The sequence below is a fragment of the Paenibacillus sp. FSL L8-0638 genome, from assembly GCF_038593075.1.
Taxonomy (GTDB): Bacteria; Bacillota; Bacilli; order Paenibacillales; family Paenibacillaceae; genus Paenibacillus; species Paenibacillus polymyxa_D.
On record NZ_CP151960.1, the window covers coordinates 5,367,825 to 5,380,921 of the forward strand.

Genomic DNA, 13,097 nt, shown 5'->3' on the forward strand with positions numbered 1-13,097 from the left:
GGTATTCCGCCAAGCTTGAAGGCTTACTTTTAAATTAAAATTATAATTTCGAACGCGTTTGGGAATCTGGCTTAGCCAACAACCGAATCAGTGTGTTAATAACTGGACGTTTGGTTTTGCCAACAAGACCAATAACCTCTGCACCGATCTGTAGGAAGAACATCATAATACAAATCACGACAAAGGTGACCCAGTTCGCTTCATTAAGCGCAGCAGACGATTGAATCACGGCCAATACACCGAAAAATGCAGCAATACCGTAGATAATCAACACCGTCTGTCTGTGACTGAAACCTAGTTCGCGTAAGCAGTGATGCAAATGACCTTTATCCGGAGAGAAAATCGGTTTTTTCTGCAACTTGCGACGAATGATAGCAAAGAATGTATCTGACAATGGTACACCGATAATAATCAATGGCGTAATAAAAGATACGATAGCAATTTGCTTGAAACCAAGCATGGATAGCATGGCCAGACAGAAACCTAAAAATAATGACCCTGTATCACCCATAAATATTTTTGCAGGATGAAAGTTAAAAAATAAGAATCCGATAATACTGCCCAGCAGCACAAGACAAAGCATAGCTACCATGTAATTGCCCATCAACATCGACATCACAAAGATAGTTCCAATCGCAATGCCTGAGACACCTGCAGCCAGTCCATCCAGACCGTCAATCAAATTGATGGCATTCGTTACACCTACGATCCAAAAAATCGTAAGTGGAATGGAAATCCAGCTTTCCAAAGATGAGTATGCATCCTGAAAAGGTACATTTACAAAATCTACACGAATATCAAAAGCAAACACGACCATACACGCAACGGCAATTTGAGCCAAAAATTTCAATTTTGCATTGAGATCGAAACGATCATCGAGAGCACCAATCAGTGTAATCAGCGTACCGCCAATCAGAAAGGCTGCGATAAAGTTAATATCCCGAGAGGACAGCATTCCGTCAGGCACAAAAGGTAACACCGCCAATAAGGACAACAGAAATGCCAAGAAAATCCCCAATCCGCCAAGACGCGGCATAATTCGGGTATGTACTTTTCGGGCATTCGGTACATCGACGGCTCCAACCTTCACAGCGAATTTCTTGACGAGCGGAGTCAGTAACAGCGCAAGTCCCAGTGCCATGATGAACCCAATAATATAGATCAATAACATTTGATCATTCGACCCCCAATTTTAAAGCAATCCCTTTTCAGATGTAACCGCATTGAATTATACTCTGATCAAAAATAAATACCAAGCTTCATATTCTGGCAAATTAGCGGGTTTTGGAGGCAGATTCAAGCTATTTATCACACTTTTGTGACGTTTTCTTTTTCGCGCATCACTTTCGCGGCGAATTTCGGCAGCGCAAGCATTCTTTTGTAACGGCTTGGCTCTTTGAGGAGTCTATATAACCATTCAGCCCGTAGCTTTTGAAACAATTTAGGTGCGCGTTTGGTTCTGCCTGATATAACATCGAAGCTGCCGCCAACCCCCATCATCACCGGTACACCCAACTTTTCCTTATATTTACCAATCCAGGGTTCCTGTGTGTCCGCTCCACGTGCTACAAACAATAAATCAGGATTTGCTTCACGAATAGCTGCAATTACGGCTTCATCCTCTTTTGGTCCAAAAAAACCATCACGCTTGCCACAAACCGTAATTGCGGGATAAAGCTCATGTACCCGCTTTGCGGTCGCTTGAATCACCTCAGATGTTGATCCCAGTAAATAAACCTTCCAATGATAGTTTTCGCCAGCTGCAAGTAATTCATGTAACAAGTCAAAGCCCGCTACACGCTCAGGTACAGGATGTCCTACATAGTTTGCAGCCCACACTACGCCGGTCCCATCCGGGACAATCAGCTCCGCCTGTTTCATCACGTTCATGTACACTGGATCTTCCAATGCTGCCATTACCATTATCGGATTGGCAGTGATCACTTGATGGGGCCGGCGAGACTCCACTGCTTGAATTAATACATTTAATGTATCTTTCATATTAAGCCTTGATACCGGAACACCGAAAATCGGGACGGTAGGCACATTCGTAACCTTATCAACTGTCACTGTATCCATCATCCTTTGCGACACAAGTAATTAACGATATGCTGCGCCGGTAAGCGAGCCTCACTTTTTAACAAAGCAATGGCCGCTCCCTGGCTCTCGATCCATTGACTTCGCTGATCCAGCAACCGCATAGACTCATTAGCCAGTTTTTGTCCATCCAGTGCCTCTGTAGTGCCTACAGGCTGGCTACCGACACGGCTGAGGAAATGATCAATTTTAGGATCATAGGATATCCCCAACGGAGGCACCTGATGGGATGCTGCATAGATCAAGCTGTGTAATCGCATCCCGATCATCAAACTGCAACGACTGACTTCCAAAAGCATCTGTTGAGGATCGGTGACTTGATCACACATGCTTACAATGCTTCCCGTCCCCCTAATATCCCCCAACAAATCCATTACCATCCTTGAAGCCTGCTCGTCATCAGGCAGATGGAAAGGTAAAAAGCGTAAGTGTACACGGCGCTCAGCAGCTAATTTTTTTAAGCCCTCCGCGATAGCCTTCAAATCGCGGCGTTCCTTATCCCAGTAACGTACAGATACGCCAACGATCGGAGGTTGATCCTGATCAGTCTCAGTTGCTGCTTTATGCAGCTCGGAACCTGGGGGCAATGGAAGCCCCATTACCGGATCAGGAACAACTTCGACAACCGGGTTCTTTAGTTTCATAGTATCCAGTAGTGCGGCAGACTGCTCATCTCTTACAGAAACATATTCACAGCGCTGAAACACAGAACGGATCATAGGATAAAATATCTTCCGTTGTACCGGGCCAATGCCCTGAGCATATACAAATGTCGGCTTTCCAGCCCATTGGGCCAGTTTCAGAATCGCCAGATAATACGGAATACTTTTAGGACTTGTTGCATCCTGGAGCAGACTCCCGCCGCCACTTATTAGCCCATCGCTGTTTTTAATCGCTCTACGAACTTCCCCCAAACTCATCCGCGGTACAGCTTCTACTCCGTACATTTTCTGTGTCCAAGCAGGGTCAGAAGATAGAACAACAGGCTTGACCGTGATACCCGCCTGACGGCTCTCCTCCTCTAAAGCTGTCAAAATCGACTTGAGCACCGCCTCATCCCCACTATTGTGAAAGCCGTAATAACCCGAGATGATTATCGTTTGAGCTGTGGTGACCATTTCTTCCAACACCCTTCCAGCACTTGCCACACGACAATTGCGATGATTCCCAGCACCAGACCGAAGCCCAATCCTAACAGCCCGCGACTAAGCGACAGTGCCGCTGGAGAGTGAATGTGAGCAAAGGTATCCACCATAGAGGCTTGACCAATAGCAGCTATAATCAGCAAATAGATTGCTTTGCGATATTTCAAACTCAGGAACGCTCCTGCAATAAACAGTGGGTGAGCCATCAAAAATTCCTTATTGCGTGGACGTACACCAAACGCATTTTCAAGGAAGTTCCGGAATGCCAGCTCCGTATTCGACACTGTGCCCGCATTTCCAGTACGAGTCAAATAGTAATAACCTGCGGCTGCGATAACAGCCAGTGCGATCACCCACAATACAGTAATCGGCGTACGTAGCAGCTTGGAAATTTCCTCTCGTATAGAAACGCCACGATAAAAGAAAATATATATCGCTGCCAAGAAGATCGGCAGAATGTGAAGCAAGCTTACACCTCTGAATTGGTTCAGCACAAGGCTGTAAGCAATACTATTCAACAGAGCAATAACAAATGGTACTGCAGCCAGCGACAAAATCGCTGTCCGTACGTACAGTATAAGCGTTTGAACCAAACGCTGACCTGCAGAAAGTTCAGCCCCCTGTTCACGTTTAATTCTAATCGTGTGAACAGCAATGATCATTGCAACCGTTGGTCCGCTAATCGCCGCGAGTAGGGCTAGACCTTGCTCCATCAAGCTGGAGTTCAAAACATAAAGTCCTGCTGAACCTACCAAACCGAGTGCAAATGCCAGCAAAGTCAATGCCGGGACGAAATAGGACACCATAATGGAGAAGAATGCCAGTGCACCTAGTACGACAATCATTTTCAGATAGCGCTGAATGGACGAATCGACTACTTGGAATGGTTCAGCCTGTCCGAGTTCAAACCCCTTTTTCTCCATCCGTTGTACAGCGTTACCCGGCTTGTCCAAGCTGTGGATCAGGTTATCTACCGAATCCTTCACCTTGGCTTCAGCAATACTACGGCTAGGCGCGGTATTCAGATACAACATGCGAATATTACGATCCTTGGTAGCCAGAGCAAAACGATCGGCCAACGTTTCCACATCGAGCGTTGCATCTTTATCGCTCAATGAGTATAAACGCACAACGTTATAGTGGATATCGTAAGCGAGCTTATTGAAGCCTGCTTGCGGTTTTTTTAAGTTTTCGATAGCAGCTAGGCCAATATCGTATTTGTTCAGCAATTTAGCAAATGCCGCTAAGCTATGATCTTTCTCGTTATCGGTGAAGCCTTTGACTGAATCACCTTCAAACAAAATGCGTTTTACACCATTCTGCTGAAAGGAAGCAAGCATCTCTTCTGTCAACTCCTGGTTGTAAGGAAGACTGTCGCTCATCCGTGGAACAATAAAAAATCCTTTGCTCCGAAGCTGCTTCATCGCAATCGGGTCAGGCTGCATGGGCTTGAGGTACGCATCCTCTGGAGATGTTTCCACAACTAACCCTTCCTGTCCCTGATAAGTCCAAGGTTTTACATTGATGTCCAGGCTTGTAAACGTACGTAAAATTAACGGCTTTAATGCCTCCGCATTTTCTTTGTCAGCAAAAACAATATACGTAAAATTCTCATTTGCAGGTGAAAGCCGTTTTTCCATATCGGCAACGTTCTGAGTCGTATAGGTTACGACACGGCCCGCTTTACGAAAATCATCCAACGTACTTTCATACATCGCCATGCTGTTCACACCCGCTTGCTGTAAGCGGTCAAGCTGCTCATTCAGATAGTCCTGCGGATGAGCCTGATACGAGGCTGCCTCCGTCAAATCCCGATAATCGAATACAATCTCTACTTTTTTACTCGAGGATTCTGTCTTCACACGATCGGCGATGACTGGAATGGAAGCCAGCAAGCCGACAGCCACCAAAATCCATAACCATTTTCGAGAAGCCGTATTCCAATACTGCCATTTCTGATACACCAAAGAACCTCCTTAATATTCGGGATTTTGCAAAATTCAATGCTGCCCACCTTGTCGTACTCAACCTTTTGGTAGGTCACTCATTGAATTTTGCAAAATCCTCCGTTGCCGGAATAAGCCTATTTTTCCAAAGCCTCTTCCAGGTTATTCTGCAATACAGAAATGACCTCCACGGCGTACTGCCCTTTGCCGTGAGAGGTCACCGATTACTATATCTTATCCAATTACCTTAACCTATTCTATTATAAAGGGATTTTTCTCAAGCGTCTACGCGAGCCATAACAGCATCGACCAGGTGGCTGATTCTTTGCTCCGCGTCTGACAGCGAGGAACCGCGTACCGCAAAGTATACTTTGATTTTCGGCTCTGTTCCCGAAGGGCGCAGGCAAAACCACGAACCGTCCTCCAGTAAGAATTTGAGTACATTTTCCTGTGGAAGACCGTCCAGACCTTGTGAGTAGTCCAGTACCTTATCTACCTTCACGCCTGCAATCTCTTGAGGCGCGTTGCTACGCCAATCGGTCATTTTGCCCTGAATCTGTGCCACTCCATCCTTACCCTTAAGAGTACGAGACTCCAGCTTCTCAAGGAAGTAGCCAAACTGCTCGTACAGCTCTTGTAAAACATCATAGAGCGTCTTACCTTGTGTGCTGTAATAAGCAGCAGCTTCAGCGATCAGCATAGCCGCCAAGACAGCATCCTTATCGCGAGCATAATTCCCTGCCAAATAACCATAGCTCTCTTCATAGCCAAACAAGTAGGTATACTCGCCAGTTTGATCAAACTGGTTCATTTTCTCGCCAATATACTTGAAGCCAGTTAGCGTGTTAAACACGGTTGCTCCAAAATGTTCGGCAATAACTGCACCCATTTCGCTGGTTACGATGGTTTTGATAACAGCCCCATTATTCGGAAGCTTGCCCGTTTCTTTCAGCTGATTCAATAAGTAGTAAACCATGATCGCACCAGACTGATTACCGGACAATACTACATATTCGCCATCACGGTTTTTCACAACTGCACCCATACGGTCAGCATCAGGGTCTGTTCCGATCAACAGATCTGCACCAATTTTCTCACCTAGCGCAATTGCCAGTTTAAACGCATCGCGTTCTTCCGGGTTTGGCGACTTAACAGTCGAAAATTCAGCATCTGGCAGCTCTTGCTCAGGTACAATATGCACCTGTTCAAAGCCGATTTTCTCCAGTACACGAAGAACCGGTACATTTCCAGTGCCATGGAGAGGCGTAAACACAACTTTGAAGTTTTTGCCTGGTCCGGCTGCAATCAGCTCACGGTTCACACTCACACTGGCTACCGTATCTACAAACGCTTCATCTTCCTCTTCTCCAAGCCAAACCAACAATCCCTGTGCCTCTGCTTCCTCACGTGTCAGACTGCGAATGTCAGCAAAAGAAGGAACCTCACGGATATAACTAATTACCTGTTCAGCCTGATCAGGAACAAGCTGACCCCCTTCATCGTTGTATACCTTGTATCCATTATACTCAGGAGGATTGTGACTGGCTGTTACAACGATCCCTCCACTGGCTCCCAAATGACGTACACTAAACGAAAGCTGTGGCGTTGGACGCAAGGAAGGGAACAATTTAGCCACGATACCATTGCCCGCCAGCACCAAAGCTGCATCCAGTGCAAACTCTGGTGAAAAATGACGCGAATCATGTGCAATGACAACCGAAGGTTTGCCTTCTTTACCAGCATGCTGTTCTAAAATATAGCGAGCCAACCCTTGAGTCGCACGTCCGATGACGTAACGGTTCATCCGGTTACTCCCTGCTCCGATCACTCCACGCAGACCGCCTGTGCCAAATTCCAGCTCTTTGTAAAAGCGATCCTCCAGTTCCTGCTCGTTGCCTTCCAATGCGCGCAACTCCTGTTTGGTTTCTTCATCAATATAAGGGTCTTGCAGCCAGCTCTCAATGCCTTCTAATGCTTTTTTACTCAACTGCGTCATACGGAATTTCCCCTCTCCATTTTTGGTTTATCAAAACAGGATTTCTATGTACACTTGCACTCGGTTCAGACCTCGTGCTTATGTCGGCAGAGCTTTATTTATTGGGGAGGGTCAGATAAAGCAAACATAATTTCGCCCTCAGCTACTACCGTATCGCCTACTTTAGCCGTAGCTTTCCCTTTGCCAAATGCGCCTTTGGAACGAGTGATTTCCACTTCAAGCGTCAACGTATCCCCAGGAACCACCTGTCCTCGGAAACGGAAACCATCCAATCCTGCCAAGAACCCGATTTTGCCACGATTGCTCTCTAGGTGCAGTAATGCGACTGCCCCAACTTGAGCCAGTGCTTCGGTAATCAACACACCAGGCATAACGGGATACCCCGGAAAATGTCCAATGAAATGAGGCTCATTCATCGTTACATTTTTAATACCTACTGCTCTTTTCCCTTCCTCCAGCTCAATAATACGATCCACCAATAAAAATGGCGCTCGATGTGGGATAATCTCCTGAATTTGATTAACATCCAATTGCAATTTGTCCATTTACCTTAATAACTCCTCCCGCTTGCAGGTCTGACTCTGTATCAATCATGAGTTACTGCAAGCATAATATTACCCCGCCTACGCTGTATAAAAACAGCTCTTGGCGGCAACAATGTTAGATATCCTTCACCTACTGCAGAAGTGGAGGTTGAGATAAGGGGCTTTTTCCGCCGGTTATGCAACCTGAGGCGCGAAGAAGCCCTTTTGCCCGTGCTTGGTTTTACCCCGCAGTGTTATAAACTTCCCCATCATTATACAGTTATCAGATGCAAAAAGAAAATTACGCGGAAGTACCATATTGAGTGCTCCTAATATGGTGTAAAGCGGGAATTCATTTGAGCTAAAGGGAGGGGCTACGGGGATGGATCATTCTTCCGATCGCTGTTAACCTCGGATTTTCCATTGTATAAGAATCAAGGGTAAAATCCGAGGTTAAAGGCGAACGCTATCGCTTCTTCAGAACGATTCCATCCCCTCCGCCGAGTTACTTTTAGCTCAAAAGGAAAGCCTCGCTTCAATAATGCTGGCTTGTCGGGAAAGACGAGACAAAGTCGCAGCCCCTTGCGATGGCCTTAATTGGCTGCAATTCATACGCGGTACGCTGGAGGATCCTGCCTAAAGGCATAACAAAACCCTGCGCCACTGGCACAGGGTTTTGTTATTCTATACTCCCCACACAAATTGCGGGTGGTTTATTTTAATAAGAGTGGCACTAATGGCGGGTAGCAGCGGAGCGAAGGATTTGAATCTGGAGAAGTGCGAGCGTTCGCCTTTGCAACGGGATTTTCACATCTAAAAACTTAATAATTAGGAAAATCGCGTTGCAACAGCGATCGTAAGATCAAATCATTCGCGGAGCGGTCTTTTCCCGCCACCCCACTCTTTTAAAGTAAACTTAAGGCGCAAAAATAAGATCAATGACATGCTGCCAGGTTTTCCATTCAAATACGCCTGACAACCCTTGCTTACCTACAATTACATATCCTGCAATTAAGCCGCCTAACAGCGATAACAGGAGCAGCAACGGAACTATGAAATAACGAGCAGTACGCCAGCGGGACTTCGTCTTTACAGGCACCGGACGGGAATCAGATTGTTCTTCTTTCATCACCAAATCCTTAAGCCCTCAGATTGTTGGCCATGTTCATCATCGTATCGCTAGAAGTTAATGCCCGTGCCGCCATTTGATACATCCGCTGAACTTGCATCATATCCGTCATTTCGCCCGCTAAATCCACATTAGATTCCTCGAGATAACCGGAACGCACAGATACGTCCGCTGGAACAGCACCTGCCACACCTGCAGCTCCGAATACATTTGCCTCTGTTACACCATTCAACAACACGAACAGGTTATCATCCCGCTGTTCCAGTCCTTCTGGACGCTGTACATCCATTAGCTTGATTCTCTGACCAACTGTCGGATCCCCAGTTCCATTAGCACGAATCAGCAGTTCGCCATCCGAGTTAATAGCCACCTTGGAACCCGCTGGAGCAGTCACAGGAACATCATTGTTATCCAGCACGGAGTAGCCTTCAGCAGTGGTCAACATCATCGTCGCACTGTCATTGGGATCAGGAATAAAATGAAAGCTACCATCACGGGTCCAGGCTTTTTGCCCATTTCCCTGAACTTCAAACATGGCATTACCCTGGATCGCCAGATCAGTAGGAAGTCCCGTCTCCTTGAGCGGACCTTGCTCCATATTTTTCATGATTGCGGCCGTTTTAACTCCGTAGCCCAAATTATAACCGAGCGGCATGGCCCGTCCATTTTGGAGATACGTTGAAGGCTGTTGTTTCACATTGGCCAATACATCTTCAAAGGAACCCTGTTTACTCTTATAACCAACTGTATTGACATTAGCAATATTATCGGCAATTAAATCCAAACGCTGCTGCACACTGGCCATAGATACCATTGCACCAATCATGGAGTTGTTCATCACTTACCCCCTGTTATACACGGCCTACTTCATTAACGGCCTTGTCCAAGCTTTTATCATAAAATTGAATTACCTTCTGATTCGCTTCATACGCTCTTAACGCAGCCATCATATCCACCATTGACTGTGAAGCATCTACATTAGATACCTCCAGGTAACCTTGACGAACGGATACAGCATCATTAGCGGTCATCATTCTAGCTGTAGCACCATCAGTATCATTCAGACGGAAATTCCCATTACCCTCACGAACGAGCTGGTACGGACGATCAATGACACTAATACCGAGCGTCGTACCCAATGTCTGGTTGGACTGGCTATCTACCAATTCGCCCCGCTCATTTACTTTAAGCTCTGAGACAGCCCCGGTCAATTGAATTGGGTTTCCATTCGTATCCAGCACCGCTGAGCCAGTCGATGAAAGCAATGCTCCCGCTCCATTTACTTGAAAATGCCCATCACGTGTATAACGAACATTACCATTACTGTCCCGCACCGAAAAAAACGCTTCTGGACGGTAGGTGACTTCACCGTTAGCATTGATGAATTTTCCCGCCTGATCAAAAGCCATAGGTTGACCAGTAGCTGGGTCGTTCACATTAATATTGGACTGTATCGCAAAATCCGTCACTTGTCCACTGTCCTTTAATGCTCCCTGAATGTAAGGGGAGAGGCTTTCCTCAGCAAAAACGCCAGTATTGAGCTTGCCGACCGTACGGTCCGGGTTATCAGGGTTACCACCCGTCATGGATATAAGCATTTCGGGGAAAGAACGCTGAACACTGTTCTCCTGTTTGTATCCCGTCGTATTCATATTAGCAATATTTTGCGTCACGGTGTCATGGCGTCGTTGTTGTGTCATCAATCCGGCGGCCGCAGTATATAAACCTCTCAACATGTAACGTGCACCCCAATCCTATACTCTGCTAAAATCATATGCTCGCGCGGAGGCACGAAGGCCAAAATGCTAGGCAACCTGCCTGACCGCACACGAGTCTCTTATAGTCACTATCGGCAGATTAGAACTTTTTCTTAACCACATGATCCAAATTATCCAGCATAATTCCTGTACCTTTAACAACACAATGCATCGGATCTTCGGCAACCAGTACGGGAACGCGCAGTTCTTCAGCAAGTAGCTCGTCCAATCCGCTAAGCAAGGCACCGCCACCAGTCAAAATAACACCACGGTCAATAATATCAGCTGACAGTTCCGGTGGGGTCTGCTCCAATACAAACTTGGCCGCAGCAACAATCGCTGACACAGGATCTCTAAGTGCATCCTGCACTTCATCTGCAGATATACTTAACGTTTTGGGCAATCCGGATACCATATCCCGTCCACGGATGTCCATCTCTGCACGACGTCCACTCGGATGCACAGTTCCGATAGCAATCTTGATATCTTCAGCCGTACGTTCTCCGATCAGAAGCTTGTACTTCGTTTTTACATATTTCATGATGGCTGTATCAAATTTGTCCCCTGCCATTTTAATGGAAGAAGCTGTTACGACATCCCCCATAGAGAGGACTGCAACATCAGTCGTTCCACCACCAATATCCACTACCATGTTGCCGCTAGGCTCAAAAATATCCATTCCTGCTCCGATGGCAGCCGCTTTTGGCTCTTCCTCCAAAAATACTTCCTTGGCCCCGCTACGTTCCGCCGCTTCACGAATCGCTTTTTGCTCCACTGAGGTAATGTTCGTTGGCGCACAAATTAGAATACGAGGGTGGCTGTACCAGCTTTTTCCCCCCACCCGATTGATAAAATATTTTAACATCGCTTCTGTTACTTCAAAATCGGCGATGACACCATCACGTAATGGACGGATGGCTATGATATTACCAGGAGTACGTCCCACCATACGGCGCGCTTCCTCTCCGACAGCCAGGACTCTTTTTGTATCGCTTTCTATCGCGACAACGGAAGGTTCGTCAAGAACAACCCCCTTCCCTTTGACGTGGATAAGCACGTTGGCCGTACCGAGGTCGATACCGATATCATTACTGAACATATTAAAAAGGCCCCCAAAGTGATATTTTAAAAAGCTAAGATTCGACAAGAAGCGGCAAATATATGTATAAACCTACGGTTACATGTCATTTTTCGTCTTGTACCATCTTTTAACATATCATACTTCAGGGGGTTGATTCAATGGCTTTGCAGCCAATTCACTATATATTTTTAGGACTTGCCGGAAACGAGAATCTCCCTTCGTTTGCCACTCGTTTTTTTGTACTTAATTTTCGTGGCTTCTCCCCCCCGCAGATGGCGGATGGATTTATGGTATTCAAGAATGTGCTTCACCTGATCGGCAAGATCCGGGTTGATTTCAGGCAGCCGTTCGGTCAGATCTTTATGCACCGTGCTCTTGGAGACACCAAATTCCTTGGCAATCGTACGGACCGTATTCCTTGTTTCCACGATACAGCGACCGATTTTGATGGTCCGTTCCTTGATGTAATCGTGCACGCTCCCGCCTCCCTACTGTGGATAGTTTGGTACATTATATGAGGAGCGTGCCTATATATTCGCGGTTTGGCGGGAAGACATGCTTCGGAAGGCCTATTTATTTGGCAAAAGCAGCTTATGTTTACCTTATGCACAAAAACTACACAAGAAAAAAGCAGGGAATATGGATTCCCCGCTTTGCATGCAAAGCCATGACCAGATTTATTTTTTAGGAAGCAGACCTGCTGGATTCACAGGCTTGTCATCCTGATACACTTCAAAATGCAAATGTGTTTTCAAATCCTTTTCAAGCTCGTTACGACCCGCTGAAGCAATCACATCGTTTTGTTTCACTTGATCGCCTTCTTTTACTTTCAGATCACTCAAGCTTTGGTACACCGTTTTGAGATTATTATCATGCGTAATTTCTACGACATTACCTACCAGCGGATGTTGTTCCACACGAGATACTTTGCCACTCAGGGCGGCTCTTACTTCAAACGCCTGATCGTCAGTCCGGGAAAGATCAATCCCAGTGTTAGCGGTAAATGTTTTATCGTACTCTACCATAGCTGCCGCCTGCTCATCAGCGGTCGCATTCTCATCAAAGAACGGCTTTACGACCTGTACTGCGCCAGCATCTGCCACTGGCCATGCGATATTTTCCGACTGGGCAACGACTTCCACGCTTTCTGGCTGTTGTCCGTTAACATCGGTATTCACTGCACTTGTGCTTTGTACCGATGGACTAGCTGGGTCAGGTTTGAAAGACTTCTGGCTGGCATCCTGATAGACCCACACTAAAGTTAGTATAATGGCTGCTGCGGCAATGTAGGCTGCCGGGTATGCCCACCTTTTGGACAACAGCTTTTTCCACGAAGACGGCCGTGAAGCTCTTCCACCCTGAAAGGTTTTGGGTGTTTCTTCATGGTTTTGGTTCTGGTTTTTATTTTGTTCATTCATTTGC

At 46.3% G+C, this 13,097-nt stretch carries 12 protein-coding genes; all 12 read right to left on the reverse strand.

Features of this window, described 5'->3' with window-relative positions:
- Positions 1 to 40 precede the first annotated feature (40 nt).
- Complete coding sequence (locus tag MKY35_RS23865; protein WP_039271535.1) at positions 41 to 1,171, reverse strand: MraY family glycosyltransferase; 1,131 nt, start codon at positions 1,169 to 1,171, stop codon at positions 41 to 43.
- A gap of 137 nt (positions 1,172 to 1,308) precedes the next feature.
- Positions 1,309 to 2,070: a WecB/TagA/CpsF family glycosyltransferase gene (locus tag MKY35_RS23870; RefSeq protein ID WP_029514607.1), complete on the reverse strand. Its 762-nt coding sequence runs from the start codon at positions 2,068 to 2,070 to the stop codon at positions 1,309 to 1,311.
- An 8-nt stretch (positions 2,071 to 2,078) separates the two neighbouring features.
- Positions 2,079 to 3,215: a polysaccharide pyruvyl transferase CsaB gene (csaB, locus tag MKY35_RS23875; RefSeq protein ID WP_342444989.1), complete on the reverse strand. Its 1,137-nt coding sequence runs from the start codon at positions 3,213 to 3,215 to the stop codon at positions 2,079 to 2,081.
- The gene (locus tag MKY35_RS23880) at positions 3,191 to 5,206 is read right to left on the reverse strand and encodes a DUF5693 family protein (RefSeq protein ID WP_342444990.1); all 2,016 of its coding nucleotides are present in this window, start codon (positions 5,204 to 5,206) and stop codon (positions 3,191 to 3,193) included. The genes csaB and MKY35_RS23880 overlap by 25 nt, the downstream gene beginning before the upstream one ends.
- A 259-nt stretch (positions 5,207 to 5,465) precedes the next feature.
- Positions 5,466 to 7,184, reverse strand: a complete 1,719-nt coding sequence (locus tag MKY35_RS23885; RefSeq protein ID WP_342444991.1) for a phospho-sugar mutase — start codon at positions 7,182 to 7,184, stop codon at positions 5,466 to 5,468.
- A gap of 98 nt (positions 7,185 to 7,282) precedes the next feature.
- Positions 7,283 to 7,729: a 3-hydroxyacyl-ACP dehydratase FabZ gene (gene fabZ / locus MKY35_RS23890; RefSeq protein ID WP_013312312.1), complete on the reverse strand. Its 447-nt coding sequence runs from the start codon at positions 7,727 to 7,729 to the stop codon at positions 7,283 to 7,285.
- Positions 7,730 to 8,624: 895 nt separating this feature from the next.
- The gene (locus tag MKY35_RS23895) at positions 8,625 to 8,837 is read right to left on the reverse strand and encodes a DNA-directed RNA polymerase subunit beta (protein WP_029514611.1); all 213 of its coding nucleotides are present in this window, start codon (positions 8,835 to 8,837) and stop codon (positions 8,625 to 8,627) included.
- 10 nt (positions 8,838 to 8,847) lie between these two features.
- Complete coding sequence (locus MKY35_RS23900) at positions 8,848 to 9,675, reverse strand: flagellar hook-basal body protein (protein WP_039271541.1); 828 nt, start codon at positions 9,673 to 9,675, stop codon at positions 8,848 to 8,850.
- Between the two features lie 13 nt (positions 9,676 to 9,688).
- Complete coding sequence (locus MKY35_RS23905; protein WP_342444992.1) at positions 9,689 to 10,573, reverse strand: flagellar hook-basal body protein; 885 nt, start codon at positions 10,571 to 10,573, stop codon at positions 9,689 to 9,691.
- A gap of 121 nt (positions 10,574 to 10,694) precedes the next feature.
- Entirely contained in the window at positions 10,695 to 11,693 is a 999-nt protein-coding gene (locus tag MKY35_RS23910) for a rod shape-determining protein (protein ID WP_023990703.1), read from the reverse strand.
- Positions 11,694 to 11,863: 170 nt separating this feature from the next.
- Entirely contained in the window at positions 11,864 to 12,151 is a 288-nt protein-coding gene (gene spoIIID / locus MKY35_RS23915; RefSeq protein ID WP_007432737.1) for a sporulation transcriptional regulator SpoIIID, read from the reverse strand.
- Positions 12,152 to 12,352: 201 nt separating this feature from the next.
- The gene (locus tag MKY35_RS23920) at positions 12,353 to 13,093 is read right to left on the reverse strand and encodes a M23 family metallopeptidase (RefSeq protein ID WP_029514614.1); all 741 of its coding nucleotides are present in this window, start codon (positions 13,091 to 13,093) and stop codon (positions 12,353 to 12,355) included.
- Between the last annotated feature and the right edge of the window lie 4 nt (positions 13,094 to 13,097).

Bases quoted from the DNA above. Each gene is read 5' to 3' on its own strand.
- MKY35_RS23865 (WP_039271535.1), bottom strand. From the start codon at position 1,171: ATGTTATTGATCTATATTATTGGGTTCATCATGGCACTGGGACTTGCG.
- csaB (WP_342444989.1), bottom strand. From the start codon at position 3,215: ATGGTCACCACAGCTCAAACGATAATCATCTCGGGTTATTACGGCTTT.
- MKY35_RS23885 (WP_342444991.1), bottom strand. From the start codon at position 7,184: ATGACGCAGTTGAGTAAAAAAGCATTAGAAGGCATTGAGAGCTGGCTG.
- fabZ (WP_013312312.1), bottom strand. From the start codon at position 7,729: ATGGACAAATTGCAATTGGATGTTAATCAAATTCAGGAGATTATCCCA.
- MKY35_RS23895 (WP_029514611.1), bottom strand. From the start codon at position 8,837: ATGAAAGAAGAACAATCTGATTCCCGTCCGGTGCCTGTAAAGACGAAG.
- MKY35_RS23900 (WP_039271541.1), bottom strand. From the start codon at position 9,675: ATGAACAACTCCATGATTGGTGCAATGGTATCTATGGCCAGTGTGCAG.
- MKY35_RS23905 (WP_342444992.1), bottom strand. From the start codon at position 10,573: ATGTTGAGAGGTTTATATACTGCGGCCGCCGGATTGATGACACAACAA.
- MKY35_RS23910 (WP_023990703.1), bottom strand. From the start codon at position 11,693: ATGTTCAGTAATGATATCGGTATCGACCTCGGTACGGCCAACGTGCTT.
- MKY35_RS23920 (WP_029514614.1), bottom strand. From the start codon at position 13,093: ATGAATGAACAAAATAAAAACCAGAACCAAAACCATGAAGAAACACCC.